The organism is Devosia sp., from assembly GCF_036676215.1.
Classification (GTDB): Bacteria; Pseudomonadota; Alphaproteobacteria; order Rhizobiales; family Devosiaceae; genus Devosia.
Genome location: NZ_JAKFDJ010000016.1, coordinates 1 through 26,437 on the forward strand (window position 1 = coordinate 1; position 26,437 = coordinate 26,437).

General features: G+C 64.6%; 31 protein-coding genes and 1 pseudogene. 14 read left to right on the forward strand and 18 right to left on the reverse strand.

Translation table 11 applies throughout. The features are described from left to right. Both V6M52_RS00935 and V6M52_RS00940 read right to left on the reverse strand, forming a co-directional pair. Window positions 1–1,310: ABC transporter ATP-binding protein (locus V6M52_RS00935; protein ID WP_332698467.1), on the reverse strand; the 1,310-nt coding region annotated here is incomplete at its 3' end. A gap of 50 nt (window positions 1,311–1,360) precedes the next feature. Continuing rightward, the gene (locus V6M52_RS00940; RefSeq protein ID WP_442881795.1) at window positions 1,361–2,353 is read right to left on the reverse strand and encodes a BMP family protein; all 993 of its coding nucleotides are present in this window, start codon (window positions 2,351–2,353) and stop codon (window positions 1,361–1,363) included. A gap of 366 nt (window positions 2,354–2,719) precedes the next feature. Here V6M52_RS00940 and V6M52_RS00945 point away from each other — a divergent pair, with 366 nt between their 5' ends. Then, window positions 2,720–3,256, forward strand: a complete 537-nt coding sequence (locus tag V6M52_RS00945) for a group I truncated hemoglobin (RefSeq protein WP_332698470.1) — start codon at window positions 2,720–2,722, stop codon at window positions 3,254–3,256. Between the two features lie 236 nt (window positions 3,257–3,492). Here V6M52_RS00945 and greA read toward each other — a convergent pair whose 3' ends face one another. Then, on the reverse strand, window positions 3,493–3,975 hold the full coding sequence (gene greA / locus V6M52_RS00950; protein WP_332698473.1) for a transcription elongation factor GreA: 483 nt from the start codon (window positions 3,973–3,975) through the stop codon (window positions 3,493–3,495). A 147-nt stretch (window positions 3,976–4,122) separates the two neighbouring features. Next, window positions 4,123–4,560: an FKBP-type peptidyl-prolyl cis-trans isomerase gene (locus tag V6M52_RS00955; RefSeq protein ID WP_332690000.1), complete on the reverse strand. Its 438-nt coding sequence runs from the start codon at window positions 4,558–4,560 to the stop codon at window positions 4,123–4,125. 209 nt (window positions 4,561–4,769) lie between these two features. Between V6M52_RS00955 and V6M52_RS00960 the strand changes: the two genes are divergently transcribed. From V6M52_RS00960 to V6M52_RS00970, 3 genes are all read left to right on the forward strand, one after another. Next, window positions 4,770–5,072, forward strand: a complete 303-nt coding sequence (locus tag V6M52_RS00960) for an ArsR/SmtB family transcription factor (RefSeq protein ID WP_332689997.1) — start codon at window positions 4,770–4,772, stop codon at window positions 5,070–5,072. A 1-nt stretch (window position 5,073) separates the two neighbouring features. Beyond that, window positions 5,074–5,589 (forward strand): SRPBCC family protein, encoded by a 516-nt coding sequence (locus tag V6M52_RS00965; RefSeq protein WP_332689994.1) that lies wholly within the window; start codon window positions 5,074–5,076, stop codon window positions 5,587–5,589. A gap of 87 nt (window positions 5,590–5,676) precedes the next feature. Continuing rightward, window positions 5,677–6,156: an SRPBCC family protein gene (locus V6M52_RS00970; protein ID WP_332698476.1), complete on the forward strand. Its 480-nt coding sequence runs from the start codon at window positions 5,677–5,679 to the stop codon at window positions 6,154–6,156. 42 nt (window positions 6,157–6,198) lie between these two features. Here V6M52_RS00970 and V6M52_RS00975 read toward each other — a convergent pair whose 3' ends face one another. From V6M52_RS00975 to V6M52_RS00985, 3 genes are read right to left on the reverse strand one after another with little or no spacing between them, the layout of a single operon-like run. After that, window positions 6,199–7,029, reverse strand: coding sequence for an ABC transporter ATP-binding protein (locus V6M52_RS00975; protein WP_332698479.1), 831 nt, complete (start codon window positions 7,027–7,029; stop codon window positions 6,199–6,201). After that, complete coding sequence (locus tag V6M52_RS00980) at window positions 7,019–8,053, reverse strand: FecCD family ABC transporter permease (RefSeq protein ID WP_332698482.1); 1,035 nt, start codon at window positions 8,051–8,053, stop codon at window positions 7,019–7,021. The genes V6M52_RS00975 and V6M52_RS00980 overlap by 11 nt, the downstream gene beginning before the upstream one ends. Next, on the reverse strand, window positions 8,050–9,021 hold the full coding sequence (locus V6M52_RS00985; RefSeq protein ID WP_332698485.1) for a FecCD family ABC transporter permease: 972 nt from the start codon (window positions 9,019–9,021) through the stop codon (window positions 8,050–8,052). The genes V6M52_RS00980 and V6M52_RS00985 overlap by 4 nt, the downstream gene beginning before the upstream one ends. 128 nt (window positions 9,022–9,149) lie before the next feature. Between V6M52_RS00985 and V6M52_RS00990 the strand changes: the two genes are divergently transcribed. From V6M52_RS00990 to V6M52_RS01005, 4 genes are all read left to right on the forward strand, one after another. Further along, window positions 9,150–10,070 carry an ABC transporter substrate-binding protein gene (locus V6M52_RS00990; RefSeq protein ID WP_332689979.1) on the forward strand — a complete coding sequence of 307 codons (921 nt, stop codon included), beginning with the start codon at window positions 9,150–9,152 and terminating at the stop codon, window positions 10,068–10,070. 62 nt (window positions 10,071–10,132) lie between these two features. Next, a complete protein-coding gene (locus tag V6M52_RS00995) occupies window positions 10,133–11,059 on the forward strand; it encodes an ABC transporter substrate-binding protein (RefSeq protein WP_332689976.1) in 927 nt (308 codons plus the stop codon). A gap of 12 nt (window positions 11,060–11,071) precedes the next feature. Beyond that, entirely contained in the window at window positions 11,072–11,977 is a 906-nt protein-coding gene (locus V6M52_RS01000; protein ID WP_332698488.1) for a sucrase ferredoxin, read from the forward strand. Between the two features lie 84 nt (window positions 11,978–12,061). After that, on the forward strand, window positions 12,062–13,273 hold the full coding sequence (locus tag V6M52_RS01005; RefSeq protein ID WP_332698491.1) for an MFS transporter: 1,212 nt from the start codon (window positions 12,062–12,064) through the stop codon (window positions 13,271–13,273). A gap of 12 nt (window positions 13,274–13,285) precedes the next feature. Here V6M52_RS01005 and V6M52_RS01010 read toward each other — a convergent pair whose 3' ends face one another. Beyond that, window positions 13,286–14,629 (reverse strand): MFS transporter, encoded by a 1,344-nt coding sequence (locus V6M52_RS01010; protein WP_332698494.1) that lies wholly within the window; start codon window positions 14,627–14,629, stop codon window positions 13,286–13,288. Between the two features lie 201 nt (window positions 14,630–14,830). Between V6M52_RS01010 and V6M52_RS19930 the strand changes: the two genes are divergently transcribed. Beyond that, a complete protein-coding gene (locus V6M52_RS19930) occupies window positions 14,831–15,001 on the forward strand; it encodes a DUF2934 domain-containing protein (protein ID WP_442881796.1) in 171 nt (56 codons plus the stop codon). Window positions 15,002–15,031: 30 nt separating this feature from the next. Here the strand turns inward: V6M52_RS19930 and V6M52_RS01020 are convergent, their stop codons facing one another. Beyond that, window positions 15,032–15,361, reverse strand: a complete 330-nt coding sequence (locus tag V6M52_RS01020) for a hypothetical protein (protein ID WP_332698497.1) — start codon at window positions 15,359–15,361, stop codon at window positions 15,032–15,034. A gap of 77 nt (window positions 15,362–15,438) precedes the next feature. Between V6M52_RS01020 and V6M52_RS01025 the strand changes: the two genes are divergently transcribed. After that, on the forward strand, window positions 15,439–16,023 hold the full coding sequence (locus V6M52_RS01025; RefSeq protein WP_332698500.1) for a 5'-methylthioadenosine/S-adenosylhomocysteine nucleosidase: 585 nt from the start codon (window positions 15,439–15,441) through the stop codon (window positions 16,021–16,023). On the opposite strand, the gene V6M52_RS01030 is transcribed toward V6M52_RS01025, so the two are convergent. Further along, window positions 16,020–16,349: a hypothetical protein gene (locus V6M52_RS01030; protein ID WP_332698503.1), complete on the reverse strand. Its 330-nt coding sequence runs from the start codon at window positions 16,347–16,349 to the stop codon at window positions 16,020–16,022. The two genes, V6M52_RS01025 and V6M52_RS01030, sit on opposite strands and share 4 nt — an antisense overlap. 185 nt (window positions 16,350–16,534) lie before the next feature. Between V6M52_RS01030 and V6M52_RS01035 the strand changes: the two genes are divergently transcribed. Then, entirely contained in the window at window positions 16,535–16,867 is a 333-nt protein-coding gene (locus V6M52_RS01035) for a hypothetical protein (protein WP_332689955.1), read from the forward strand. Window positions 16,868–17,069: 202 nt separating this feature from the next. Beyond that, window positions 17,070–17,435 (forward strand): annotated as a pseudogene (locus V6M52_RS01040) (cell wall hydrolase); the annotation flags it as partial. Window positions 17,436–17,456: 21 nt separating this feature from the next. Here the strand turns inward: V6M52_RS01040 and V6M52_RS01045 are convergent. Then, a complete protein-coding gene (locus tag V6M52_RS01045; protein WP_332689952.1) occupies window positions 17,457–18,014 on the reverse strand; it encodes a DUF2076 domain-containing protein in 558 nt (185 codons plus the stop codon). Between the two features lie 202 nt (window positions 18,015–18,216). Here V6M52_RS01045 and V6M52_RS01050 point away from each other — a divergent pair, with 202 nt between their 5' ends. After that, entirely contained in the window at window positions 18,217–18,588 is a 372-nt protein-coding gene (locus V6M52_RS01050) for a hypothetical protein (protein WP_332698506.1), read from the forward strand. 40 nt (window positions 18,589–18,628) lie between these two features. Here the strand turns inward: V6M52_RS01050 and V6M52_RS01055 are convergent, their stop codons facing one another. The 3 genes from V6M52_RS01055 to V6M52_RS01065 all read right to left on the reverse strand — a co-directional run bounded on the left by V6M52_RS01055 (window position 18,629) and on the right by V6M52_RS01065 (window position 21,481). Continuing rightward, window positions 18,629–18,901 (reverse strand): EscU/YscU/HrcU family type III secretion system export apparatus switch protein, encoded by a 273-nt coding sequence (locus V6M52_RS01055; RefSeq protein WP_332689948.1) that lies wholly within the window; start codon window positions 18,899–18,901, stop codon window positions 18,629–18,631. Further along, on the reverse strand, window positions 18,898–20,511 hold the full coding sequence (locus V6M52_RS01060) for a flagellar hook-length control protein FliK (RefSeq protein ID WP_332698509.1): 1,614 nt from the start codon (window positions 20,509–20,511) through the stop codon (window positions 18,898–18,900). Before V6M52_RS01060 ends, V6M52_RS01055 begins: the two co-directional genes overlap by 4 nt. A gap of 226 nt (window positions 20,512–20,737) precedes the next feature. After that, the gene (locus V6M52_RS01065) at window positions 20,738–21,481 is read right to left on the reverse strand and encodes a glycosyltransferase family 2 protein (RefSeq protein ID WP_332698512.1); all 744 of its coding nucleotides are present in this window, start codon (window positions 21,479–21,481) and stop codon (window positions 20,738–20,740) included. Window positions 21,482–21,674: 193 nt separating this feature from the next. Between V6M52_RS01065 and V6M52_RS01070 the strand changes: the two genes are divergently transcribed. Then, on the forward strand, window positions 21,675–22,442 hold the full coding sequence (locus tag V6M52_RS01070; protein WP_332698515.1) for a FecR family protein: 768 nt from the start codon (window positions 21,675–21,677) through the stop codon (window positions 22,440–22,442). Here the strand turns inward: V6M52_RS01070 and V6M52_RS01075 are convergent. The 4 genes from V6M52_RS01075 to V6M52_RS01090 form a co-directional block, all read right to left on the reverse strand. Next, window positions 22,439–22,939 (reverse strand): DUF1993 domain-containing protein, encoded by a 501-nt coding sequence (locus tag V6M52_RS01075; protein ID WP_332690306.1) that lies wholly within the window; start codon window positions 22,937–22,939, stop codon window positions 22,439–22,441. The two genes, V6M52_RS01070 and V6M52_RS01075, sit on opposite strands and share 4 nt — an antisense overlap. A 144-nt stretch (window positions 22,940–23,083) precedes the next feature. Continuing rightward, the gene (locus tag V6M52_RS01080; protein ID WP_332698518.1) at window positions 23,084–25,780 is read right to left on the reverse strand and encodes a sensor histidine kinase; all 2,697 of its coding nucleotides are present in this window, start codon (window positions 25,778–25,780) and stop codon (window positions 23,084–23,086) included. Beyond that, complete coding sequence (locus V6M52_RS01085; RefSeq protein ID WP_332690312.1) at window positions 25,780–26,016, reverse strand: hypothetical protein; 237 nt, start codon at window positions 26,014–26,016, stop codon at window positions 25,780–25,782. The genes V6M52_RS01080 and V6M52_RS01085 overlap by 1 nt, the downstream gene beginning before the upstream one ends. Then, on the reverse strand, window positions 26,000–26,428 hold the full coding sequence (locus tag V6M52_RS01090; protein ID WP_332690315.1) for a response regulator transcription factor: 429 nt from the start codon (window positions 26,426–26,428) through the stop codon (window positions 26,000–26,002). Before V6M52_RS01090 ends, V6M52_RS01085 begins: the two co-directional genes overlap by 17 nt. Window positions 26,429–26,437 lie beyond the last annotated feature (9 nt).

Genomic DNA, 26,437 nt, shown 5'->3' on the forward strand with positions numbered 1-26,437 from the left:
GTCGGCTGGTTGGCGAGGATGACCCGTGGTTCGCGTTCGAGCACGCGCGCGAGGATGAGCTTCTGCACATTACCGCCCGAGAGGAGGCGTGCCTCAGCGTCAGGACCAGGGCAGCGAATGTCGTAATCGGCAATAGCGCTGGTGGCACGGGCCTGCATGGCCTTGCGGTCAAGCAAGCCGGCGCGGGAGAAGTTGCGGTTGCGGACTTGCTCGATGGCAATGTTGTCGGCGACGCTCATCGTGCCAACGACGCCGTCCTGCTGCCGGTCCTCGGGCATGCGCGCCACACCGGCGGCCACCATCACGCGGGGATCAGCCTGGATAACCGGCTTACCGTAGAGGCGCAGGGCGCCGGCGTCGGGAATGGCAAGGCCGGAAATCACCGCGGCGATACCCCCCTGCCCGTTGCCAGACACGCCAGCGAGACCGACGATCTCGCCGGCTCGAAGGCGGAAGCTGACATTGCGCAGGGATTGGCGCGTGGAGGACTGGCGCAGGTGGACCGCGTCGAATTCGAGCAGGACCTCTGCCGGATGGGCTTGCGTGCGGCTGATCTCGGCCACGGCCTTGCCCACCATAAGGTCGGCGATGGCGCGGCGGTCTGCATCTGCAGTGACCAGCTCGCCAGCCTTGCGACCGGCGCGCAGCACGAGGATGCGGTGGGACACCGAGAGCACTTCACCCAGCTTGTGCGAGATGAAGATGACGCCGAGGCCGCCCGCCGCCAGCCGGCGCAGCACGGCGAAGAGACCCTCGGATTCCTGCGGGGTCAGCACCGCGGTAGGCTCGTCGAGGATCAGCACGCGGACATTGCGATAGAGCGCCTTGAGGATCTCGACGCGCTGTTTCTCGCCCACAGTGAGAGCGGCAACCGGTCGGTCGAGATCGACCTCCAGCCCGCTTTCCGCGATGATCTGCCGGACTTTTCTGCGGGCCCCGGATTTGCCACCCAAAGCCAACAGGCCTTCGGTGCCGAGACGGATATTGTCGAGGCCGGAGAGATTTTCGGCGAGCGCGAAATGCTGGTGCACCATGCCGATACCGGCGGCAAGGGCCGCGCCAGGCGAGCCACTGGGCAGGGTATGCAACTGACCGTCCCCGGCCGCGACGTGCACCACGCCTTCGTCCTGTACGTAGTGGCCAAAGAGAATGTTCATCAGCGTGGTCTTGCCGGCGCCGTTCTCACCCAGCAGCGCCAGGATTTCGCCTCTACGGAGGCTGAGATCAATCCTGTCATTGGCCATGAGCTTGCCGAAGCGCTTGGTGATGCCCTCGAGCGAGAGCACGACATTCGCCTGCTGATGCTGCATGACTGCCCCGGAACGAAGTGAGCCGGGCACCAAAGGCGCCCGGCAGAAGACTACATGGTCGAAGACGGCTCGGCGTCGTTGATTTCGACCGTAAAGGCGCCGGATATGATCTCAGCTTCCTTTGCCTTGGCCGCAGCGACGACTTCGGCGCCTGCCAGCGCTTCGTCATAGACGGCGCTCGAACCGCCATGCTCCATGAAGGCGTAGATGCCGTAGTCGGAGGCGGCAAAGGTGCCGGCTTTCACGTCGGCAATGGCCTTGTCGATCATTGGCTCGCCATGCCAGAGCGCGCTGGCCAGGATGATGCCGGGATAATCGGCGGCCGTATCGATGACGTTACCGATGGCGAGGATACCGCGTTCCTTGGCGGCGTCGCTGACGCCGAAGCGCTCGGCATAGAGGATGTCGGCTCCCGCATCGACCATGGCGAAGGCGGCTTCCTTGGCCTTGGGTGGATCATACCAGGAGTTGATGAAGCTGACGGAGAACTTGACGTCCGGGTTCACCGACAGCGCGCCAGCCATGAAGGCGTTCATGAGCCGGTTCACTTCCGGAATGGCGTAGCCCCCGACCATGCCGATGACGTTCGACTCCGTCTTGCCGCCTGCCACCATGCCGGTGAGGTAGCTTGGCTCATGGATGAAATTGTCAAAGGTAGCAAAGTTCGGCTCAACCGGCGGCAGCGACGAGCCCATGAGGAACATGATCTCGGGGTATTCAGACGCCACAGCACGAGCCGGCTGTTCCACGCCAAAGGCCTCGCCGACCATGAGCTTGACGCCCTGCTCGGCATATTCGCGCATCACCCGCTCATAGTCGGTATTGGTGACGTTTTCGGAATAGACATATTCGATCTCGCCGCGGTCCTGCGCCGCGACCAGCGCGTTATGCAGACGGCTGGCCCATTGCTGCTCGACCGGCACCGTCCAAATCGCGGCGACTTTGGTCACATCCTGCGCAAGGCTCGCGCCCGACAGGGCCAGCGCCGTACCCAATGCCAGCGCCGACACAAAGGCGCGCCGTTTCATCATCATCTTCGTCATCAGCATTCCCATGATTGTACAAAAAAACGCCCAGAATTCCTCGCTGCCTATCTAGGAGGCAAGACTTGGCCGTTTGCAAGATCAAAAGCCGCTGCTTGCTTGCTGAACAAAAGGGGATCGAAATGACATCTCGTGCATTGACTTTGACCGCCGGACCTCCCTTCAGAAGCCTTTGCCACGCGAGTCATCTAATGCGCTAGGCACCGACCGTGGGGCTTGCCGGACGGCGCCGTGCCCATGTCAGCTACGTTGTCCACGAACTAGCTTCCAGGAGCAGGGCCGAGCCAGTGCTGGGGTCGCCCGCCTCGCGGCCGGGAGCAGGATCCCTCGGCGTAGCCGCGTCTGCAACTCCTACAGGAGATGACCATGACAGAAGCTGTTTCCATTACGAGACGACATGTCGTCGCCGGGTTGACCCTGACTGCCGCCTCGGTGGCGGCACTATCGGTGGCGGGACGATCCACCGGCGCACTCGCGCAGGACAAGCCCCTCTATGAGCGGCTGGGCGGGGTATTCGCCATTGCCGCTGTGGTCGACCACTTCAGCGATGCTGTCGTCGCCAACCCGATCGTCGGGCAGAACTCGGAGAACCCACAGCTCAAGGAATGGCACACCAGCAATCTGGGAAGATTGCCGGGTCTCAAATTCATGCGAACGCTCTGGGTCTGCGAGGTTTCGGGCGGCCCGTTCCAGTTCTCGCCCACCAAGCCCGGCTCAACCCCGCTCGGCCTCGAGGAAGCCCACCGCGACCTCAAGATTTCGCCCGCGGAATTCGACGAGGTTGCCGCCGAACTCGGCCGGACGCTCGACTTCTTTGAAGTCCCGGAGGCGGAAAAGAACGAAGTGCTCGGCGCCTTTGCTGCGCACAAGGACGAAGTCACCGCCGGCTACGTCGCCAGCTAGAGTGCCGCTCGCCTCGCGTCGTCGGTACTGATGTCCCTACCCCCTGGCGCCTCCGCGACACGGGGTACGACTTACTGCGCCATTCTGGACACGCCCGTCGTCACGACTAAGGTTACAGTGCGGCCGAAGGCAACACTGTCGCCCACGGGCGCCTATGCCGTTCGCGGACGCAGCATCTCGAATAGGCTGGAGGCCTGTTCCGTCGCCGGAAACCAAGTCGGTCGGCAATGAAGTGCCTAGCGGATCGCCACGATCTCAACCTCGCGGCCGCCCACGCTCACCTCGTCGCCCACGACCTTCCCCATCATCGCGCGCGCAATCGGGGAGGCAAACGAGATCGAGCCGACCTTGGGATTCGCCTCGTCCTCACCGACGATGGCGTAGGTCTGCACCCGCCCGTCATCGCGAGTGAAGGTCACCGTGCTGCCGAAGGCAACAACCTCATTCGTCGCGGGCGGTGGAATGAGTTGGGCGGTGCGGACGCGTTCGGCGAAATAGCGCAGGTCGCGCAGCGGGCCGGCGGCCTGGCGGCGCTTTTCGTTGACGTCCTCGATCAGCATGGCGGCCTCATAGGCGTCACGCGCCGCGGCGAGCTGCCGTTCCAGGGCGGCAAGGCCTGCCGCCGTGACGAGGTTTGGTTCGGTCGAGATCGGCCGGTCGGGCAGCAGGGTCTCCGCCGCCGTTTCGGCACTGTCTTCCTTGGTGAAAGCGACGCTCACTGCAATCTCCGTCTCGACGCGGCGCCGATCGCGCCCTCAGCGGCATAATACCAATCGTCCGCTGCATGCAAATGCGCGCCAGACAAACCTATCCTCCCCGCCGACAAGCAGCCAGCGGGGATGCAGGTGCATGCAATCCGGGAGGGCTCACGCCGCCTTGACGATCTCGACAAGTTCGACGTCGAAGACCAGGTCCTTGCCGGCCAGCGGGTGGTTGGCGTCGACCTTGACGCTGGCGTCGTCGATTCCCACCACCGTGATCGGCAGCACGCCGCCATCGGCAGTGCGGGCCTGCAGCTGCGTGCCCACGCGCACGTCGATGCCGGAGGGCACCTTGGCGCGGTCTAGCGTCTGGATCGCCTCGGGGCGATGGGGGCCATAGGCCTGGTCGCAGGGAATGGTCACCGTGCTCTTGCTGCCCGGCTCCATGCCGGCAACATGGGCCTCGAGGCCCTTGATCACCTGACCGAGCCCGATGGTGAATTCCAGCGGCTCCTTGCCGGTCGAGGAATCGAACTGGGTGCCGTTGGTCAGGCGCCCGGTATAATTGATGCGTACGACGTCGCCCATCTTGGCTTCAGTCATGGCTGTTTCCTTCTGAGATTGTGGGCGTGGAACAGGCTGCCCAATCTAGGTAGGCCGCACGGCAAAGCGCGCGACAGCGATGGGTCAATGTAGGGACTGAGGCCGGTATGTAAACCTTTGGGGCGAAAAAGCTGGCCGGCAGCGCCATTCGATTTGGGGTATCTATAATATTCCTTGACAAGCATATTCCTTGTTTGGAATATATGGCCATGTCCATTTTCACCGCCATATCCGACCCCGTTCGCCGCGACATTCTTGCCCTCCTGCGGGACGGCGAGCAGCCCGCCGGCGCTTTGGTCGACACGCTCGCCTTGCCCCAGCCGAACGTTTCCAAGCACCTCAAGGCCCTGCATACGGCCGGGCTGGTGCGGATCCGGATCGATGGTCCGCGCCGCCTCTACAGCCTCGACACGGCGCCGCTGGCGGAGCTCGACGAATGGCTTGCCCCCTATCGGGCCTTCTGGGCCGGCAAGCTCGATGCCCTGGGCGACCACCTCAGCAGGAGTGATTGATATGGCGGCCAGCGAAGATCTCGGCACCTTCGAGCGCCAGGGCGAGCATATCGATGTCCGCTTCGAGCGTCACTATCCGCGCCCGGTCGAGACGGTGTGGAGCGCGCTGACCGATCCGGCGCGCCTCGCCGACTGGATGGGTGCCTCCCTTGTGGAGCCGCGCGTCGGGGGTCGCTTCGAGTTGATGGTTGACGGGTCGCACCCGATGACGGGCCGCGTGCGCGTCTGGGAGCCGCCGCATGTGCTGGAGTTCAGCTGGTCCAATACCCATGCCCCCGACTCCGTGGTGCGCTACGAGCTGGAACAGCAGGGCGGCACCACCCGCCTGGTCTTCACCCACCAGGGCATGCCCTATGCCAATAGCGCACTGATGCTGCCCGGGTGGCACGATTTCCTGGCCCATCTGGGCCGCCTGCTCGACGGGTCGGCCCCGCCGGTCGACCTCAATGGTTGGCGCAGGATGCAGGCAGTCTATGTCGATCACTACAAGCTCGACGGCGTAAGGCTCACACCCTAGCCGAACACCGACAATCACCCGAAATGCCAGACCCGGCGCATGCGGCGCCGGCAATGGCTGGACTATGCCTCAAACCGGAGAAAGCCCATGAACGATCTCAGCTATACCACCCGTTTCACCGTCCCCCAGAGCCCCGCCGAAGCCTACGCCGCCATCATCAATGTGCGCGGCTGGTGGTCCGAGAATATCAACGGCCCCACCGACAGGGCGGGCGAAGCATTCGACTACCGGTTCCGGGATGTGCATCGCTGCCGCATCGAAGTCACAGGCCTGGTTCCAGCCAGCAAGGTGACCTGGCACGTCCTCGACAATTACTTCAATTTCACGGCCGACAAGAGCGAATGGACGGGCACCGACATCGTCTTCGACATTTCGAGCACGCCGGAAGGCACTCAGGTCACCTTCACCCATATCGGCCTGGTGCCGGATTACGAGTGCTTCGACATCTGCTCGGACGGCTGGGGCACCTATATCCGCGGCAGTCTGCAGGCGCTGATCATCACTGGCCAAGGCCACCCCAATGTCGGCGAGCCGCTCAACGACAGAGAACGGTCGCTGACGGCGTGACCGCATTGGCTTGAAACCCGGCGCCCGCCTGTCGCGGCACGCTCATCCCAGCGTGATCGATCCCGGCGCGGCCGTCTCGGTCCGCAACGGGATGCAGAGGGGCCGGCCATGCACCGGATCGGTGATGATGCGGCAGCGCACGTCGAACACGCTGGCAATGGTATCCTCGGTCATCAATTGCTCGGGCGTGCCGGCGGCGGCGATGACGCCGTCGCGCAGGAAGACCAAGTGATCGGCATAGCGCGCCGCCAGATTGAGATCATGCAGCACCAGGACCACGGTGCGGCCGAATTCGTCGCGCAGCTGGCGCACCAGATCGAGGCAATCGAGCTGATGGGCCATGTCGAGATGATTGACCGGCTCGTCGAGACAGACGACGTCGGTCTGCTGGGCCAGCACCATGGCGATCCAGACGCGCTGCAACTGCCCACCCGACAGCGAGCCCAGGCGGCGCTCGCGCAGATGGGCCACGCGGGTGCCGGCCATGGCCAGTTCCAGCGCCTCACCATCGTCGCGGCTCCAGGGCTGCAACATGGACTGATGCGGATAGCGGCCGAGCCGAACCAGTTCTTCCACCGTCATGTCTTCGGGTGCCGAAGGGCTCTGCGCCAGAAGGCCGATCTGGCGGGCCAGCGCCTTGTCGCCAAGGCGGGCGATATCGACCTCCTCGAGCAGGATATGGCCGCTGGTCGGCTTGTGCAGCCGCCGAAGCGCCCGCAGCAGAGTGGATTTGCCGCAGCCATTGGGTCCGGCCAGCACCGTGATCTTGCCCCGCTCGATGGGCAGCGACAGGGCCTTCAGCACGCTCAGATTGCCGTAGCCCAGGCTGAGGTCTCGCACCTCTATGCGATAAGGGGAGCCGTTATCCGTCATGGCGTTGCTTGCCCATCAGCAGGAACAGGAAATAGGGGGCGCCAATGATCGCGGTCACCGTGCCGGCCGGAACCTCGATCGGCGCGAACAGGACCCGCACGATGAGATCGGCGCCCACCAGCATGATGGCGCCGAGCAGAAAGCTGCCAACCAGGCCCGCGAAGATGTTGCGCCCCACCAGGAGCCGCGCCAGATGCGGTGCCATCAGGCCGATAAAGCCGACGCCACCGACAAAGGCCACCGACAGCGCAGTCAGCGCCGCCGCCAGCGCGAAGATCAGGATGCGAAAGAGTGGCAGGTCCAGCCCGATGCCGCGCGCCGAGACCTCGTCGAGATCGGCCGGCGGCAGCTTGCGCCCTGCCGCCAGCACCAGCAGCATGATCGGCACCATGGCAATGGCAGTAATCTGGATTTCGCCCCAGTTGACCTCGTTGACGGCCCCCGCCAGCCAGCGCGCCGCCTGGCTGGTCTGATAGATCGGCCCGATCAGCATCAGGATCATGGTGAGCGACTTGGCGACGGCCGCCACGGCAATGCCGAACAGCAGCAGCCGGATTGCCGACGAGGCCTGCCGGCCGGACAGGATGAAGACCAGGCTGATCGCCACCAGCGCGCCGATCGTCGCCGCGACGGGCTGATAGGCGATAGAGGTCACCAGCGCATTGGATTCGTTGGAGAGCGCGGCCAGGAAAATGACCACGCCCAGCGCCGCGCCATCGATGACCCCCAGCACGCCGGGCGAGGCCAGCGAATTGCGGGTGATCTTCTGCAGCAGGAAACCGGCCACTGCCATGCCCCCGCCGGCCAGGATGGCAATGGCAACGCGCGGCAGGCGCAGCTGCAGGACGATGATCTGCTGTGTCCTGTCACCCGCCCCCAGGATGACGCCGGCCACTTGGTCAAGCGCGATCCAGGTCGACCCGAAGGCCACCCCGCTCAGCGCCAGCAGCACGAAGGCAAGGCCCATTATGGCCAGGGCCACCGGCGTCCGTATCGTCGCGACGGTATTGGGCAGGCCGCTCATGCCGCCCTCCGCTTCAACAGCACCAGCAGCACCAGACCGCCGACAACCGCGGTGATCGCGCCCACCGGGGCTTCGGTGGGGTAGATGACGAAGCGGGCCGCCACATCCGCCAGGGTCGCGTAGATGGCCCCGATCAGTGCCGCCACCGGGATCAGCCTTCCGTGGCGCAACCCCACGAGCCAGCGCGCCGCATGGGGCACCACCAGCCCCACAAAGCCCACCGGCCCCGCCATGGCCACGGCGGCGCCGGTCAGCAGCGATACCGCGACAAAGCTGCCGCCCCTGACCAGGAATAGCGGCACCCCAAGGCCCGTAGCGGTGGAATCATCGGCCTGCAGCGCATCGAGCTGCCGTGCCAGCAGCAGCGCGAGGATGACGCCAAGCCCGATGATGGGCGCCCCGGTCTGCGCCAGCGCCATCGGGCGGTCGACAAAGGCACCCGACAGCCAGAACAGCAATTGTTGCAGTTGAGCCTCGTTGGTGGTCAGCACCACTTCCACCAGGGAATGACCAAGCCCGGCAATGGTCACGCCAATCAGCACGATGCGAAGGGGTGAAAGCCCTCCAGCCCCCGCCGCGATGGCAAAGACCAGCAGGCTCGCGGCCAGCGCACCAAGCGCCGCAGCCAAAGACAGGCCCACAAGCGAGCCGATACCCAGCCAGAAGCTGGCAATGACCACGCCGAGCGAGGCCCCTGCATTGAGTCCAAGTGTGTCGGGAGAGGCGATGCGATTGCGCGACAACGTCTGCACGATCACCCCGGCCACGCCCAGGCCCGCCCCGACCAGCGGCGCAATGATCGCCCGCGGCAGCCGCAAATTGGCAATGACCACCGCCGTCTCCGAACCATCGAAGGCGACGAGCGTGGCCCAGACCTGATCGAGGCCGTAGAGCCGGTATCCAAGCGTCATGCTGACCAGCAGCACGCAGCATAGCGCGGTGCCCAGCCCGGCATAGATGGCTGGCATTGGCAGAGCTTGCCGGGTTGAGGGAATGAAAGTCAGGACAGGCTCGTAATGTTGATATTGACAGTCCGGATAAAGTCTGGTGATTGCCCAAATCATTCATGATGACTCTTGTCAAGTTAGAGGATGCGATGCGCACCATTCAGACTGTCCTGACCGCCGCGACGGTCGCGTTTGCCCTGGCGCTGGCTCCGGCGGTCGTAGCGCGCGAAGTGATCCACTCCATGGGCACGGCCGACGTGCCGGATGCGCCACAGCGAGTGGTCGTCCTGACCAACGAAGGAACGGAAGCGCTGCTGGCTGTCGGCATTACACCGGTCGGCGCCGTGCGTTCCTGGCTGGGTGATCCCTGGTACGACCACATTGCCGTGCAGATGGCCGATGTGACCGTGCTGGGCGAGGAATCCGCGGTCGATCTCGAATTGCTGGCTGCTCTTGAGCCAGACCTCATCATCGGCACCATGATCCGACATGAAAAGATCTACGAGCAGCTCTCGGCCATCGCGCCGACCGTGATTTCGGAACGCCTGCGCGGCGACTGGAAGGTCAACATGGCGCTCTACGCGGAAGCGGTGGGCAAGACGGCGGAAGCCGAGGCAGCCTTTGCTGCCTATGACGCACGCGTCGCGGCGATTAGCGACCAGCTGGGCGAGGCCAAGGCCGAGCAGATTTCGCTGGTGCGCTTCATGTCTGGCCGCACCCGCATTTATCTCAAGGATACTTTCGCCGGGACCGTGCTGGGCCAGATCGGCTTTGCCCGCCCGACCAATCAGGATCGCGATGAATTCGCCGACGAAGTGACCAAGGAACGCATCCCCGAATTCGGCGGCGATCGCCTGTTCTACTACGTCTATGAGACCGGCGATGGCGCGGCCGACAGCGCCGCTGCCGAATGGATGGCCGATCCGCTCTGGGCCGCCCTTCCCGTGGTGCAGGCCGGCAAGGCGCAGCCCGTGTCGGACGCCATCTGGAACACCGCGGGCGGCATCATCGCTGCCAATGTCATGCTGGACGATATCGAAACCATCTACGGGCTGACGCCCACCCGCTGACCATCGCAACCGGGCTGGCATTGCCGGCCCGGTTCTTTTTTCACTCCAGACGAGATTGCCCGATGTTCAGAATGATCCTTGCCGCCGCCCTGACGGGCTCGACCCTTGCCCTCGGCCTTGCCGGCGTCGCGAATGCGCGCGAGATCACCCACGCCATGGGCGTGACCGAGGTGCCCGACGCGCCGCTGCGCGTGGTGATTCTGACCAATGAGGGTACCGAAGCGCTGCTGCATCTTGGTGTGCATCCGGTGGCCGCGGCGCAGTCCTGGGAGGGCAATCCGTTCTATCCGCACCTGGCAGACCAACTCGGCGACGCGGTGTCACTCGGTACGGAAACGGCGATCAACCTGGAAATGTTGGCCGCGCTTGAGCCCGACCTGATCATCGGCACCAAGGTGCGCCAGGAAAAGATCTATCCGCAGCTCTCGGCCATTGCACCGACGGTGATGTCGGAGACCATCGGTTCTGCCTGGCTGGACAATTATCAGTTCTATGGCGAGGTGCTGGGGCTCGGCGACGAGGCGAAAGCCAATGTCGCGGCGCTCGAAGCCCATGCCAACGCACTTGCCACGGCCATCGGTGACGCCACCAGTGAGACTATCTCGCTGGTGCGGTTCGCGCCCGGCCGGACCCGAATTTATTCGGACCATTCCTTCCCCGGTGTGGTGCTCGATCTGGTGGGCTTTGCGCGGCCGCCGCTGCAGCGCAGCGAGGAGACCTTCGTGCAGATCGGCAGGGAGCGCATTCCGGAGATGGCGGGCGACCGCATCTTCTACTTTGCCGCCGACGCCGACGATGCGGAATCGCTGACCAATCTGGAAGAGTGGCTCAACGATCCGCTCTGGCTGGTCCTGCCGGCCGTGGAGGCTGGCAAGGCGACACGCGTCGAGGAACTGGCCTGGAACCTGGGTGGTGGCATTTATAGCGCCTACATGATGCTCGACGACATCGCCGAGATCTATGGCGTGCCGGCGCCCGCAGCCGACTGATCGGTTCCAAGGATGCGCGCCGGACAGGTTTTCTGCACCGATTTCGCCCTCGCCCAGAAGGAGCCGCTAGCCGGCACCGGGGCGATGGCCGAGCGCCATCTGTTCATACGCTGGCCGAAGGGCAAATGGCGCCGGCCGCGCTATGAATCGGCCGGCATGGACGCGGCGTTGCAGCAGGCAATCCACCAATCCTATGGTCCGGGCCGCTATGTGGGCCTGCTCGAAAGCGATGGCCAGCCCGATCTGCAACTGGTGTCATTTCCCGACGGCCGCACGGCCTTGCCGTCGAGCCAGCAGGAGGCCGCCGGGCTGATCCGCGCCTGGGCAGGCGGCACCGCTCTCGAGGGCCCCGCTCTGCCCCGGCCGGTGATCCTTTGCTGCACCGACGCCAAGGTCAATGCCTGCTGCGCCCTCTATGGCTTCCCGATCTACAAGGCATTGCGCGAACAGGCTGGCGGCTTTGGCTTTGACGTGATGCAGTGCACCCACTTTGGCGGGTGCCATTTCGCGCCATCGCTGATCGTGATGCCGCAGCGCTCGCGCTACGGCCGTCTGACACCAGCCGATATTCCCGCTTTCCTCGCGTCCATCGCCGCCGGCGACTATTATCTTCCCGCCTTCAAGGGGCGCCCCGACCTCAGCGAAATCGACCAATGCGTCGAGATTGCCGCAGCGCAATGGGCCGAGGCACAGGGCTACCGTCAACGCGACATCCGACTGCTGGGCCCCGCGCTCGATACGCCCACAGGCGCAACCGCCCATGCCCAGGCAGGACCGGCACGTCTGCGCGTCGAGCTGCAGCAGCAGAGCTTTCACGTGCACGGCACCTGTCGGTCGGTCGCGGAAGACGATGGCAAGATAGTGTTGCGCTGGGTGGTCACCTCGATCGCCGAGACGACGGAGCTAGGGCTGGCCTAGTGCCCGCCAAAAAATCTGCTTGCCCATGTCGATCCGGCACGGCCTCATCCGTCTAGAGGATGACAACCTCAGGGGACGTGAAAAATGGATACGCGATATGGTTGGGTCATCGTTGCCACGGGCGCGCTGATCACCTGTGTGGCCTTCGGCGCCATGTTTGCCTTGCCGGTCTATCTGCAACCCATGGCCGACGACACCGGCTGGACGCGCGCCGGCATTTCCGGCGCCATGACCGTGGGCTTCATTGTCATGGGCGTCGCCGGCTTCGGCTGGGGCACGCTCAGCGACCGCATCGGCGCCAGACCGGTGGTGCTGGTTGCCTCAATCCTGCTTGGATGCGGCCTGTTCCTCGCCAGCCGCGCCACCGACCTGCTGCAATTCCAGCTCGCCTATGGCGGACTGATCGGCGCGGCCGGCGGCGCCTATTTCGCGCCGCTGATCTCCACCACCCTCGCCTGGTTCGACAAGAACCGCAGCCTTGCGGTCTCGCTGGTGTCGATCGGCGCCGGTGTTGCTCCCATGGTCGTCACGCCGCTGGCCAGCGTGTTGATCGAGGCCTATGGCTGGCGCAGCGCCATGCTGATGATCGCCATCGGCGCCTGGGCGATCCTGATCCCGGCCAGCTTCCTCATCCGCCGCGCTCCCGAGGCCCTCAACGTACCGGCGCCCGCGGACGCTACGGAGCAGACAGCCCGCCCGGCATCGGTCTTCGCTGCGCTGCGCACGCCACAATTCGCCGTGCTCGCTCTGGTATTCTTCCTCTGCTGCGGCGCCCATTCCGGGCCGATCTTCCACACCGTCAGCTACGCCATGATCTGCGGCGCCTCGGCGCTCGCGGCCGCCAGTATCTACAGTGTGGAAGGCGTCGCCGGACTGTTCGGGCGGCTCATATTCGGCCTGCTGGCCGACCGGATTGGCGTCAAGCGCGTCATTATCGGCGGGCTGGTGCTGCAGGCCGCCGGCATCTACACCTACATTTACGTCACCCAACTCACCGAGTTCTACATGCTCGCCGCGGTGCTGGGCATGGCCTATGGCGGCGTCATGCCGCTCTATGCCGTACTGGCCCGAGACTATTTCGAGCCGCAGGTCATGGGCATGGTGCTGGGCGGCATCACCATGACCTCGTCGATCGGCATGGCCTTCGGCCCGGTTGGTGGCGGCTGGATCTTCGATACGTTCGGGGATTACCACTGGCTCTATGTCAGCTCGGCCGCCATTGGCATCGCCGCAGCCGCCATGGCACTGGCCTTCCCGCGGCCGCAGGGTGAGGTGGGGAAGCTGCAACCCGCGTAGAGAGCGGCGGCGCTAGGCCGGGCTTTCCGCCGCTGCTTCGCCGGCGTCAGCGGGAGCCCGGGCATAGGCCGCCGACAGTTCGCGGTAATGGCGCGAATTGAGCGCCAGAATGGTCACGCCGACGCCGACAAAGCCGGCGACGGTAAAGACCAGCGCGATACCCCGATCGGGCCCGGTGCCGAACCAGCCGCCGATGGCATCGGCACCGGCCCCATCGGTCATGAAGGGAATGACGATGAATTGCGTCAGCGGCCCGATCAGGAACGCGGTCAGCGGCGAGGCCGCCTGCTCGATCGATTGGGCAAAGCCGAAAACACGGCCCTGGCGCTCGAGCGGCACGACCTTTTGCAGCGTCGTATGTTCCGCCGCCTCGGCATAGGGCCCCAGCAGCATCCAGATAAAACACCCGCCCGCCAGCAGCCAGAAGGAAGGCTGGATCGTGAACACGCAACACACCGACCAGGTAATAAGATTGACCAGCAGCAGCGTGCGCAGCGGATTCCTGCCCAGGCCAGTCTTGGCGATGATGATGCCGCTGAGAATGAAGGCTGTGGAGAGCACGCCGAAGGTCAGCCCCCAGATCTGAACCGACACCAGCGACAGGCCATAGGCATCGAGCAGCGCCATGAAGATGCCGCCGAGGAAATTGTTGAAGGTGGCAAAGAAGATCAGCGCGAACAGCCCCGGCACCGCCGCGATCACCGCAATGGTGCCCTTGATGTCGACGCGTTTCGGCTCAGGCGGTACGCCCGGCTCCGGCACCGCGCGCCGCTCGTCGATCTGGACGAAATGCAGATGCGCGAAGGCTACGAGTGTCAGGCACAGCGCCAGCACCAACGTCGCCAGCATGCCGCCCCAGGCGACGAGGAACCCGCTGATCACCGATGTCGTCAGGAAGCCGATGCCTGAAACCATGCCCACCAGGCCATTGGCCTTGTCGCGGCGATCTTCGGGAATCAGCACGGTCACCAGCGTGGGCAGCGCGATGGAGCGGATATTGCCGGCAATGACGCCCAGCATGACGAGAAACACGAAGGCCCAAAGGTAGGCGCCATAGGGGTTTTTGAACGCCCCCTCGGGCTCCAGTAGCACCATGGCCAGCGTCAGCGTGTAGAACCCCGCTGAGACAACACTCGACCCCATCATGGCGAGCTTCTTGGGATTGTGATCCACGATGCTGCCGAACCAGAAGCCGAACCCCGCCGTAAGCACCAGATAAACGCCGGCGACCATGCCGGTCGCGAATACCGAACGGGTCTCGAGAAAGACCCAGAAGGTCAGCGCGAACCAGACGGTGAAGTTGGTGATGTTGGCAACGAGATTGTTGCCGAGGATCTGATGGAAGGGGTTCCGCATCGTCTTGCCTGTCGCTCTGCGCCATCGCGCAAGGTTATCGGGAAATCGGGCTATCCCCAACCATTGATGCACGCCAGTGTGCCAGCCCACGTCAGCAGGGCCTTGCCAAGGACGGCCGAACCGGCAGCGATCCGACAATTGTTCATCCTCCCGGAACCATGTTCGGGCATCTTCAGCCGATCAGTCAGCACGAGGTTACCGATGGAAAATCAGATCCGACGCCGTGCCTATGAGATGTGGGAGGCCGATGGCCGTCCCGAGGGGCAGGATCAGCAATACTGGTTCAAGGCCCTGGCCGAACTGGCCGGGGCCGCTGCCGCCACGATCAAGCCGCCACGCAAACGCGCGCCGCGCGCCGGCAAGGCCGCCTGATCCAATCGCCCGGCGACAATGTTGCCGGGCTCAGAGATCCAGCATGCGCGGCCAATAGACGTCGCTGTCGAAATCCTCGGGAATGGGCGAGAGCCGCGAAATCGCCTGTGCGGCAAATTCCACCTGCAGCGCAAAATGGCGGACATCATCGGGCATCGGGCGGCCAGTGATGAATTCACGGGTGCGCCACTCCTGGATGCGACAGGATCGGAGACGGCGGCGGGCCTCGGCTTCGACATCCTCGACGAGAATGGACACCGTCGCAGACCGCGTTTCGGGCCGTGCCGGCTCGGTCCACTCCCTGCTACCCTCGATCACCGCGAAACGCACTTTTCTGGCCCCTGAACTGCTGACATTCATCAGATTGTCACACCCCCCTTACCGAACCGGTAACGAGAAGGCTTGGCAAGCCATCCGGCCATGCTAGCCTTGCACCCATGAGCATCCTCTATGTCATGGCCGCCGAGGCCGAATATGGCCCGCATCTGCGCGCCCGCATTGCCCCGATCATGACCGGCGTCGGCCCGGTGGAGGCCGCCATCGCCGTCACCAGGGCGCTCGCCGACCGGGCTGGCGCCTTGCCCGAGCTTGTCGTCTCACTCGGCTCGGCCGGTTCGCGCCGGCTTGAACAATGCGGGGTCTACCAGGCCAGCAGCGTCGACTATCGCGACATGGATGCCTCGGCGCTCGGCTTCCCCAAGGGCCAGACGCCGTTCCTCGATCTGCCACCTGTGCTGCCGCTGCACACCATGGCGGGCATCCCCTTGGCCACCCTGTCCACCGGCGCCAATATCGTGTCAGGCCCGGCCTATGATGGCATCGAGGCGGAGATGGTGGATATGGAAACCTACGCGGTCCTGCGCGCCTGCCAGGCCTTCGGCGTGCCCCTGTTGGCATTGCGCGGGATTTCCGATGGCGCGGACGAACTCGGCCATGTCGATGACTGGACGCGATATCTGCATATCATCGATGAGAAGCTGGCTGACGCCGTCGACCTGATCGAGGCGTCACACCGCGCCTAGTTGTCGCCCCCGGCCTTCTTGTCGCGGCGGGCGCGACGCCAGGTGCTCAATTTGCGCGTGCCGCGCACCACGGCGGAGTTTACCGGCCCCTGCAGAAACACCAGGTCCAGCGCCAGCAGCAGCAGGCCCAGGGGTAGCATCCAGATGCCCAGCACCGGCAGGAAGCTGAATATGCCGCCCAAGACCAGCAGTATACCGAGCGGAATGCGTATCAGCCGCGCTCCCGGCCGGCGGATCCGCTCAAGCCAGCGGGCGGCAAAGTCCGGGATGCGCCGCTGCAAGCGGTCGAACTGGCGATTGAGGCGGGCGCGGCTCTTGGATGCCATGGTCGGGTCCCCTCGTATGGACGTGTCCCTTTCGCATCTGGGGAGCGAAACGCCAAGCGCCAAGGGGAGCATGGTCAATTTTTCGCGGTCGACGCCGCCAAAACGTCCCGCTGCGAGCAGCTGCCGGAACTTCCCGCCCGGGGCAGAGTTGAGCCAGCAACTGAAAATCAACTCCGGAGCGTCACATGGCTACCGCTGCTAGAAGAACTCTCAAGACTGTGGAAGACGCGAGCGACAGCGTCTCCGATGCGCTGTTCGATCAGATTGCCGCGCTGCGCAAGGAAGTTGCTTTGATCTCCGATGCTGTCAGCGATTATGGCGGCCACGCGCTCAACGACGTCCAGCACAATGCCGTCGCCCTCGCCAAGGAAGTCCGGCACCAGGGTGCTGTCGTGGCCCGCGAGGCCAACCGTCAGGCCCATGCCGCAGGCAAGGTGGTGCAGGAAAATCCGGTGCCGGTGCTTGTCGTGCTCGGGACGATCGTCCTGCTCTCGACTTTGCTGTTCAGGCGCGACTAGGCTCGGCCCGTTCAGGAATTGTTAACCCTTTGAGGCAAGGCAGCCTTAAGCCTATTGGGGCATTTTCGGTCACACTTGCATCGACGCAACAGACCGGAGCGGCCCCATGGCACCGATATCGCGGCTTATCCTGAATGCGCTGACGCTGGCCGTGTCGGCGTCGGTGCTTGGCGGTTGCAGTTTCCTGGGCCTCAATTTCGGCATGGCGCAGCTCAGCGAGAAAGAGTGCCTGATGCGCGCCATGTATTTCGAGTCCAACCGCTCCAGTTCGGAAGGCATGTTGGCCGTCGGTACCGTGGTGATGAATCGTCAGGCCGATCCCCGCTATCCCAAATCCGTCTGCGGCGTCGTTGGCCAGAAAAACCAGTTCGCCCAAGGGGTTCTCACCCGCAGGATGACCGACAGCGGCGCGGTACTGGCGTCCCAGATGGCCGATCACGTGTTGCGGGGTGCGCGCCATCCGGGGGTACAGAATGCCCAGCACTTCCACACCGCCGGTCTGCGCTTTCCCTACAACAACATGTATTACGTGCTCGAAGCGGGCGGCAATGAGTTCTACGAGAAGCGCCAGCCCGCCCGCTAGGCGCGCCTAGAAGCCACCGCCGAAGTCGAAATCGTCCCCGCCGCCAAAATCGTCGCCTCCGGCATCGAAGTCCTGGTCCTCCGACGGATCGGCACCTTCCCCTGCGCTGGGCTCAGCTGCATGGGCGCCGCCGGTCAGCATGCCGGCAATGGCGCTGCCCAGCAGCACGCCGCCGGTTACGCCCAGGGCCGTTTGCGCCGCGCCGGCAAGAAAGCCGCCCCCCTGCCCGCGCCGGTCGTCATAGTCCTGCTGCTGGCGATCCCATGGTCCGCGACTGCGGGCCGGCCGATGCTGCGGCTCGGCATCGCCGAACAGGCCGCCCAGAAACCCGCCTGCCGGGCGCTGGCTGGCTTCCAGCTGCTCGATACGCTCCTGGGCCTGCCGCAGGGCCTGTTCCTGAATCAGGATGGTCTGCGCCATGTAATAAGGCGCCGGCGGATATTCCCGCAGCCGGTGCTGGATCAGCGCCTCGGCGTCGCGATCGCGCGGCGGACTTTTTCGCGCCACGTCCTCGATGCGGTCGAACAGGCCATCGATGGCCTGCTGGTCTTGCTGATTCGGCATGTGCCCACTCCATGAGCGACTGGTGAGGTCTTCCAAATGGGAAAGCCAGCATGTCGTTGCAATGGGTGAGTAAGCAGATTTGCAGGGCTTTACTTGGTCGTCGCGAAAAAGCCATCAATTCGCCAAAACTCTGCCGGGACTCCCAGTGTAACGAGCCTGTGATCGGTCATCCGTCTTGGCCGCAAAATCATTGGAAAAACAAATGACTGCAAAGATCCTGCTGCCGTTGGCCGCTATTGCCATGCTGACCCTTGCTGCCTGCAGCAACCCTGAGACGCCGGCCGAAGCAGCGGCCGAAACGCCCGCGGTCACCGCGCCCGCTGCAGCTCCCGTCGCGGCCGAGCCTGCCATGGCTCCCGCAGCCAACGCAACGACGGTGACTCCGGAGCAGGCCCTGCAGGCTGTCCAGGCGCAGGCCGCGTCCATGACACCCGAGCAGAAGACCCAGGCCATCGCCACAGCACGCAAGGCGGCAGAAGACGCGGGCAAGGCACAGGGCCTGACCGACGCGCAGATCAAGCAGCTTGGCGATGCCGCCGAACAGGCCACCAAGCAGATGCTCGGCGTTCAGTAAGCCGGACTTGAATGCGGGCCCCGCAATTCCGTTGCGGGGCCTATTTCTGTGCGCTCACCCGCAAAACATAACCGATGACAATCGCCACGGCCTCATAGAGCTCAAGCGGGATCGTGTCGTCGATCTCCACCCCGCTCAGGGCCTCGGCCAGCACCGGATTGGCCTCGACGATGACGCCATTTTCCTGCGCCAGCTCGACGATGCGATCCGCCAGCAGTCCCCTGCCCTTGGCGACGACGCGCGGCGCTTCGCGCGTGCCCTTCTCATATTGCAGCGCCACGGCCAGCGCGCGGGGCTTGGGGTCATCGCTCATGTGCGGGCGTCCACGAAATGGCCGGTGGGTGCGGGCGGTGGAGTGGGCGGTTCGCCGTGCCGGACGATAACGGCGCCAGGGTTCAGGCCAGCGGCGGCCAACGTATCCCTGAGCGATGCCACCTCGCCTTCGAGAGCTGCGGAGGTGCCAGGTTCGGTGGCCCAGAGCATGATGCCAGTGACGCCGGCCCGCAGGGACACCTGCGCCCCCACCTCTCCCATGCCCGGCAGGCTGATCGCGAACCGCATCTGCCAGCCGCGCTCTGCAGTGGCGTCGGATTCATTGTGTTGATCGCGGTGGATCTGAAGTTGCAGCAGGGTTTGCTGCGAGCCGATCAGGACTGGCAGATCCGTGCTCCAGTCAGCCGTCCTGGCCATGGCGTCGGGCAGCGATGCGTGCTGATGCAGGCGCACCCGCGCCAACGCGGATTCAGTGCGCTCCAGCAACTGCTTGCCGACCTCCTCGGGGGCGGCCGACGGATCGACCGGCGGGGCCTCTGCACCGCGGGCCCGGGGCACGCCACCCTTGAGCGGGGGCGGGATATGGGCAACGGCCGCCACCGGGGCCTGCGGGCCGAGCCAGGTGACCAGGGTCTGCCTCAGGGCCAGCAGGGCCGACTTCATGTCGGTTTGCGGCAGTGGCATCTGGCCGCGCGCTAATCCGGCCTCCTGGAACACGCCGGAACGCTTGACCGCGGTCTGCAGCATGGCACCGTCGAATTTTGGGGCGTCGATCGCCACTCGTCTCGCCAATACCTGCTGGGCCGCACGGGCCACCGGCTCAGGCAGGACAACCTTGCCGGCAATACCGGTGAGTGCCGCCGTCAGGCCGGTTGCCGCGCCTTGCCGGGGAACCGAGGCCTGCACCATTTGGGCAAGAGCTGCCTGTGCAGTGGCTGGCGGACTTGCTGCCGGTTGCTGGGACGTTGCGGTCGGCAGGGGATTGCCGACCGCATTTGCGGCGGGCGTCGTCGGCGAGACCGGCACCACCGGACGAATACCGGCAGGCGCAGCCGCCGCGGAAGGCTGTGCCGGCACCGCCGGACCGGTGCTTGCCGCCGCTACCGGAATGGGCTGGGGCGCCGGCGTGGCAGCCTGGGGATACGGCGAGACTGGGGATGCGGTTGCGGATGGTGGTGGTGCGAGAGTCGTCGGCGCGCTCGCCTGCCCGGCTGGAGCACCGGTAGGCTGCGGCAAAGTCGACGGACTGGAAGGGGTTGCCGGCGGTTGCACCGGGGGGCCGGCCGCTTGTGCAGGTGCCGGTTGTGTCGCCGCGGTGGCCGGGTTGGTGGATAGGGGCGCCGGCGGCGCAGGCAGCGTCTGAGCCTGCGTCATCGGCATCGATGGCGGGGGCGCCTGCTGCGGGACGGCGCTGGCCTGCGGCAATGGCGGCGCTGGGCTCGGTGTGGGCGGCGCAGCGCTGGGTATCGACGGCGTGGTGGTTGGCAGTTGCAGCGCCAGACGCAACTGCTGGCCGCTACCCTGGACCTCGAACTTGAGCGTCTCACCGGCCTTGGCTGCCAGCGGCAGCAGCAGGTTCAGCATCTGGCCGCGGATTTCCACCTGCGTGCCGCCATTGGGGGCCGCGCCGACGACCCTGCCGTCCAGCACCTGCCCGGCCTGCAGAGCCAATGCCTGCAGGGCCCCGGAACGGGCCGCCGTCACGATCTGGGGTAGCTGCGAGGGGATCGTCGTCACGTTCCGGCCCTCTGCCGCACCATGCGGCAACCCATCCTAGCGCAGGCCCAGCATCCGATGATTCCCCCACTGTTGGGAAACTTAACGTTGCCTCACCGGTAACAGCTATATTTCCCCGAATGGTGGGCTGGCCGCCGCGTCAGTCTGGCCGGATATCGGTGTATTTCTTGGTCGCCGGCTTGCCGCGGAAGGTTACCCAGAAGAAGTTCAGCGTATAGGTGCCCGCGGTCCGGAACACGCCCTCCTTCTCCAGGCGACGGCCCGATGTCATCATCTTGAGGGCAAAGGTCCATTTGACCCCGCCGACCTTGGACAGCCGCACAGCGACGTCGGTATCCTCGCCGAAGAACTCGATCGAGCGGTCGTAGCCGCCGACCTGCTGCCAGGCGGCGCGCTTGAAGACGAAATTGCCCCCCTGCACCACCGAGCCCACCCGCAGCACGAAGCGGTTGAGAATGTAGATCAGGTAGGTCAGGCCATAGAACATGTTGACCAGGAACCGGCTCCACGCACTCATGTCGTAATAGACATAGGGCCCGCTCAGGCAGACCAGCTTGGGGTCGCGGCCGAATTCAGCCAGCACGGTATCGAGCCAGCCCGGGGGCACGATGGTATCGCTGTCGATATTGGCGATCAGCTCGAAGCCCTCGCTGGCGGCAAAGCCGGCGTCGCGCGCGTTCACCAGGCCCTTCTTGGGCTCATCGACAACCCGGACGCCGGGAAAGCTGCGGGCAATCTCGCCGGTGCGGTCGCTCGAGGCATTGTTGACCACAATGACCTCGGCATCGGCCCCGGAACGCGCGATTTCCGCAATCACCGATTCAAGGCATTTGCCGATCAGCGCTTCTTCATTGTAGGCCGGGATGACGAATGCCAGTCTCATGATTGCCTCTTGCTGGGCTGGAGCGGCTTGCCGCAATGCGCTGCAAATAGCGCCTGCCCGAGGCCACGGCAACAGACGGCGATGCTTTTCCAAGGTGCAGGCTGGAACCGCAGGCGGCGGCTTGTCTCCGCGCCATGACCGTGAATACTATCGTTCATTCGGCATTCAGCTGCGCATTGCGACAAGCGGAGCCATGATGAAACAGTTTTTATTGGTACATTTGCTTGGTCTGTGCCTGTCGCTTGCGGCACCGGCCGCCCATGCGGCGGGCGAAGGGACCGCGGTCGGGGTCAACCCCGACGCGGTAGCGCGGCTCAGCTCCACCGATCGGCTGCTGCATGTTGGCACCGATGTGTCGGTCGGCGAAATGATCATCACCGGCTCGTCCGGGCAGGTCCAGATCGTCTTTGATGACGATACCAGACTAGTGGTCGGTCCACGCAGCTCACTGCTGATCGAAACCTATCTGATGGCAACCAGCAACACCGCGCAGAAGCTGACGATCAATGCGCTGGGCGGCTCGTTCCGCTTCATCACCGGCAACAGCCCCAAGCCCGCCTATTCGATCAACACCCCAACGGCGGCCATCGCCGTGCGTGGCACCGAGTTCGACCTTGTCGTCGAGCCGCGCATCACCCGCGTCATGCTGTACGAGGGTGCCTTGCTGATCTGCAACAATGCCGGGGACTGTGAAGTGCTCGACGGCCAGTGCGAGGTGGGGACTGCCGCCAGGCAGCAGACGCTGCTCTACCAGCGGCTTGATCCGGCCCGGGCGCCGCTCAGCGTCCAGTTTCGTTACGCGCGCTTCCAGGGGGGTCTGCTGTCCCCCTTCAGAGTGCGTGGTGCGGGCAGTTGCGTCGAGGACAATCCGGTGGCCGATCCCGGCTCAGACACGCCAGCCACACCCCAGAACAGGACGCAGACGCCGCAGGTCCAGAACCCGGCCTTCGGCAAGAATTAGCCGATATAGTCGCGCTTGCCCACAGGCACGCCGCCATGACGCAGAATGGCGTAGGCGGTGGTGACGTGGAAGAAGAAGTTCGGCAGCGCGCGTTCCGTCAAATAGGTCAGGCCGGGCATGGTAACGTCCTGGCCACCCAGCTTCAGCGTCACCTCGCGGCTCTCGCTGCCGTCCAGGTCTTCGGGCTTGATCGTGGCAAGCAGGTCGAGCGCCTTGTTGAGGCGGGCCCGCAATTCTTCGAAGCTGTGCTCGGTGTCCGGCCATGAGGGGATTTCACGACCAGCCAGGCGGCAGACACAACCCTTGACGTGGTCAGTGGCGATCATCACCTGGCCACGAAATGGGATCATGTCCGGAGAGAGCCGCATGTCGGACAGCACTTTGGTGTCGAACTTGCGCTCGGCAGCGCTGGCTTCGGCCTTGTCCATGATGGCCAGGAGATTGGTCAGCATGCGGGTGAATACCGGCACGGTCACGTCATAGACAGAGATGGTCATCGCAAAGGTTACCTTGATTGTCGCGCCCCGAACGGGGACAGCCTTCTTGCGCCCGCATTGGAAGGCTGGCAAGGCAGTTGGTTATGAGTGCGGAAAAAGACAAGCCGGCCGACGGCATCTCGCCTCTCCCCAAGGGAGGTGACACTACTTCAACACTGCGAGCCTGACACGAAAACACGCCCCGGGCAGCAGGCCCTGCACCAGGTCCAGCGACCCGTTCATGCGGGCGATGATCTGTCGGGAAATCGCCAGCCCAAGCCCCGCGCCACCCTGATCGGCAACGCCACCAGGGCCGCGCCAGAATTTCTCGAAGATCAGCTTGCGCTCACGCTTGGCGATGCCCGGGCCGTTGTCGGCAATCTCCACCACATAGCTCCCCGCCCTGACCGTGGAGGAGATGCGCAGCAGGGGCGCGTCCGAGTCATTGTATTTCACCGCATTGGAGATGAGGTTGATAAAGACCTGGCAGAGCCTGTCGGCGTCGCCCTCGACCATGGTCCTTTGTGCGCGCTCGCCCAGTTCCACCTTCATGCCACGCTGCCGCAACAGCGCCTCGCAAACGGTCAGCGCCCGGTCGAGTGCGGCTTCGGCATCCATCGGCACATTGTCCCAGGCCCGTTCGCCCCGCTCCAGCGCCGACAGGTCGAGGATTTCGTCAAGCAGCTTGGTCAGCCGCAGGCTCTCCTGGTGGATGGTCGAAACGAAGTGCTGGCGCTGTCGGGCGTCGATGTCGTGATCATCGAGCAGAATTTCCGAGAAGGAACGGATCGAGGTCATCGGTGTGCGCACCTCGTGGCTCACCTGGCTGAGGAATTCGTCTTTCTGGCTGTCCAGTTCACGCAACTGGACGTTGGCGTCCTCCAGCTGCTGTGCCGTCGAGCGCAGCTCCGCCGAGGTCTTTTCCAGCTGTTGCGAATATTCGATGACCTGCTGGGTTTCGTCGGCCATCTGCATCATTTCCTCGAGCGACACTTCGCTGCCCGAAACCACCTTGGAGAGCATGACATGCGCCGAGGCGGCGCCGATGGAGCCGGCCAGCTCGCGCTCCAGCCGGCCGATAAATCCGGGCGAGGGCTCCAGCATGTCCGGATCGACTCCGCTTTCGCGTGCCTCGGTTTCAAACAGCGCCGCAGCGCGGCGATCTCCCAGCACCCGCTCGGCCACGAAGAACAGGTCATTGGCCGTGGCCGCCCCCCCCACGAAATTGCCCCGGGCCGCCTGCCCGCGCTTGAACACGTCGACGAAGACGCTGGCCTGGATGCGTTCGAGCGCCGACTGGGTGGTCAGGAGCGAGACGATGGTCAGCGTCAACACGTTGACAGAAATGCTCCAGAAGGCCGCATGGGTAAGCGGGTCGACACCCTCCAGACCAAACAGGGCCTCGGGCCTCAGCCAGGAAATGCCCCAGGGGCCCTGGCTCAGCAACAAGGCTATGCGCGGCGAAACCGATTCGAATGACGGCAGGAAGCTGCACCAGACCCAGACCACGAATCCGGCGGCGATCGCGGCCGTGGCCGCCTTGAGCGAGGCGTCTCGCCAGAACAGTGCTGCTATGACGGCGGGGAAGAATTGGGCGATTGCCGTGAACGAGATCAGCCCGATGGGTGCCAGTGCGTCGGAATCCCGGGTGAAGAAGAAGTAGAAGAAGCCCAGCGACAGGATCAACACGATGGAGAAGCGGCGCGCGATCAACAGCAGGCTGGTCACGCCCTGCCCGTCCCCTCTGCCCGAGCTGAAGCGCAGGATCAGCGGCATGATGATGTGGTTGGAGACCATGATCGAGAGCGCAATCGACTCCAGAATGATCATGGATGTGGCCGAAGAAAAGCCGCCAATGAAGGCAAAGAGCGCCAGCCCGTCCTGCCCGAAGGCCATTGGCAGCGTGAGGGCGAACATGTCGGGGTTGGAGCCTGCCGGCATGCGGGTCAGGCCGAACACCGCGATGGGCAGGATGAACAGGCTCATCAGCAGCATGTAGGCGGGAAAGGCCCAGCTCGCGACGCGCAGGTGGTTCTCGTCGGAGTTCTCGACCACCGTCACCTGGAACTGGCGCGGCAGGCAGACAATGGCGGCTACCGACAGGCCCAGCGTCGTCAGCCAGCGGGCGTCGAAGGTGTTCTCCGCGTCCATGGTGACGCCGATCTCGGCGGCCTGGCTGAAGATGTTTTCGAAGCCCCCACCCACATAGACCACGAAGATGCCGACCGCCACGAGGGCGGTCAGCTTCACCACGGCCTCGAAGGCAATGGCGGCGACGACACCATGGTGCTGTTCCTTTGCGTCCACATGGCGCGTGCCGAAGAGAATGGTGAAGAGCGCCATCCCCGCGGCGATGCCGAAGGCGAGCCCCACATCGTCAATGCCGGCCAGGCTCCCCTGCCCGAATTCGGACGAGCCGGCCACCGCCTGGATGGATGAGGTCACGGCCTTGAGTTGCAGGGCAATATAGGGGGCGATGCCGACCACCGCGATGCAGGTGACCAGTACCGCCAGCCGGTTGGATTTGCCGAAGCGCGACGACAGCAGGTCGGCGACCGAGGTGATGCGCTGCAGGTGGCTGATGCGGACCAGCCGGCGGAGCAGGAACCACCAGCCCACGAAGACCAGCGTGGGCCCCAGATAGATGGTCAGGAATTCCAGCCCGCTGCGCGCGGCGTTGCCGACGGCGCCATAGAAGGTCCAGCTCGTGCAATAGACCGAGATGGACAGCGTGTAGACCGCGGGCGAATGCAGGAACGATTTCTTGTGCGTCCGCGCCCGGCGATCGCCGAAATAGGCCAGCACGAACAGCAGTCCTACATAGCCCACTGCGGTGGCGATGACGAAGTCAGCCGACAGCATCAGCGCTCACCGTCACCGGGCTCGGCATCGGACTCGTCGCGCGGCAGCGCATGCACCAGCAGCGCCGTGGCGCAGATCAGCAGCAGCCAGACCACGAACAGATAGAACACGATCTGCGGGATGCCGAAATGCATGATAGGCTGGTTGAACACATACACCAGCGGCGGCAGCATCAGCATGGCGCCGAGCACCGTCAGCAGCAGCATGCCGCCCTTGAGCCTACGGAGTTCCGCCATCTTTGCCCAGCAATTGTCGCACCGCGCCGACAACGTCGGCATTGGCATAGGGCTTGGTGACGAACACATCCGCTCCGAATTCTTCGGCAATGCGGCGGTCCTGTTGCTGCCCCTTGGCTGTCAGGATCAATACCGGCAGTGATTGGGTCTCAACGTCGGCGCGGATCTGCTTGAGCACCTCGAAGCCGCTGCGCTTGGGCAGCATGACGTCGAGCACCAGTACACGTGGCTTGAGTCGCCGAACCGCCTCCAGCGCCGCGTCGCCGTCGGTGACCGCGCTGATCGTCCAGCCCGCGCGCCGCAGGATGAAGTCGAGCGATTCCAAGATGCTCGGCTCATCCTCGGCAATAAGTACGTCTATTGCCAAAATCCCCCCTCGAACCCGCGGTCTCCCCTCCGCAGATGGTGTCACTTAAGCGCA

Coding starts and splice junctions, on each gene's coding strand:
- V6M52_RS00940 (WP_442881795.1), bottom strand. CDS start 2,353: ATGACGAAGATGATGATGAAACGGCGCGCCTTTGTGTCGGCGCTGGCA.
- V6M52_RS00945 (WP_332698470.1), top strand. CDS start 2,720: ATGACAGAAGCTGTTTCCATTACGAGACGACATGTCGTCGCCGGGTTG.
- V6M52_RS00955 (WP_332690000.1), bottom strand. CDS start 4,560: ATGACTGAAGCCAAGATGGGCGACGTCGTACGCATCAATTATACCGGG.
- V6M52_RS00960 (WP_332689997.1), top strand. CDS start 4,770: ATGTCCATTTTCACCGCCATATCCGACCCCGTTCGCCGCGACATTCTT.
- V6M52_RS00965 (WP_332689994.1), top strand. CDS start 5,074: ATGGCGGCCAGCGAAGATCTCGGCACCTTCGAGCGCCAGGGCGAGCAT.
- V6M52_RS00970 (WP_332698476.1), top strand. CDS start 5,677: ATGAACGATCTCAGCTATACCACCCGTTTCACCGTCCCCCAGAGCCCC.
- V6M52_RS00975 (WP_332698479.1), bottom strand. CDS start 7,029: ATGACGGATAACGGCTCCCCTTATCGCATAGAGGTGCGAGACCTCAGC.
- V6M52_RS00980 (WP_332698482.1), bottom strand. CDS start 8,053: ATGAGCGGCCTGCCCAATACCGTCGCGACGATACGGACGCCGGTGGCC.
- V6M52_RS00985 (WP_332698485.1), bottom strand. CDS start 9,021: ATGCCAGCCATCTATGCCGGGCTGGGCACCGCGCTATGCTGCGTGCTG.
- V6M52_RS00990 (WP_332689979.1), top strand. CDS start 9,150: ATGCGCACCATTCAGACTGTCCTGACCGCCGCGACGGTCGCGTTTGCC.
- V6M52_RS00995 (WP_332689976.1), top strand. CDS start 10,133: ATGTTCAGAATGATCCTTGCCGCCGCCCTGACGGGCTCGACCCTTGCC.
- V6M52_RS01000 (WP_332698488.1), top strand. CDS start 11,072: ATGCGCGCCGGACAGGTTTTCTGCACCGATTTCGCCCTCGCCCAGAAG.
- V6M52_RS01005 (WP_332698491.1), top strand. CDS start 12,062: ATGGATACGCGATATGGTTGGGTCATCGTTGCCACGGGCGCGCTGATC.
- V6M52_RS01010 (WP_332698494.1), bottom strand. CDS start 14,629: ATGCGGAACCCCTTCCATCAGATCCTCGGCAACAATCTCGTTGCCAAC.
- V6M52_RS19930 (WP_442881796.1), top strand. CDS start 14,831: ATGGAAAATCAGATCCGACGCCGTGCCTATGAGATGTGGGAGGCCGAT.
- V6M52_RS01020 (WP_332698497.1), bottom strand. CDS start 15,361: ATGAATGTCAGCAGTTCAGGGGCCAGAAAAGTGCGTTTCGCGGTGATC.
- V6M52_RS01025 (WP_332698500.1), top strand. CDS start 15,439: ATGAGCATCCTCTATGTCATGGCCGCCGAGGCCGAATATGGCCCGCAT.
- V6M52_RS01030 (WP_332698503.1), bottom strand. CDS start 16,349: ATGGCATCCAAGAGCCGCGCCCGCCTCAATCGCCAGTTCGACCGCTTG.
- V6M52_RS01035 (WP_332689955.1), top strand. CDS start 16,535: ATGGCTACCGCTGCTAGAAGAACTCTCAAGACTGTGGAAGACGCGAGC.
- V6M52_RS01045 (WP_332689952.1), bottom strand. CDS start 18,014: ATGCCGAATCAGCAAGACCAGCAGGCCATCGATGGCCTGTTCGACCGC.
- V6M52_RS01050 (WP_332698506.1), top strand. CDS start 18,217: ATGACTGCAAAGATCCTGCTGCCGTTGGCCGCTATTGCCATGCTGACC.
- V6M52_RS01055 (WP_332689948.1), bottom strand. CDS start 18,901: ATGAGCGATGACCCCAAGCCCCGCGCGCTGGCCGTGGCGCTGCAATAT.
- V6M52_RS01065 (WP_332698512.1), bottom strand. CDS start 21,481: ATGAGACTGGCATTCGTCATCCCGGCCTACAATGAAGAAGCGCTGATC.
- V6M52_RS01070 (WP_332698515.1), top strand. CDS start 21,675: ATGATGAAACAGTTTTTATTGGTACATTTGCTTGGTCTGTGCCTGTCG.
- V6M52_RS01075 (WP_332690306.1), bottom strand. CDS start 22,939: ATGACCATCTCTGTCTATGACGTGACCGTGCCGGTATTCACCCGCATG.
- V6M52_RS01080 (WP_332698518.1), bottom strand. CDS start 25,780: ATGCTGTCGGCTGACTTCGTCATCGCCACCGCAGTGGGCTATGTAGGA.
- V6M52_RS01085 (WP_332690312.1), bottom strand. CDS start 26,016: ATGGCGGAACTCCGTAGGCTCAAGGGCGGCATGCTGCTGCTGACGGTG.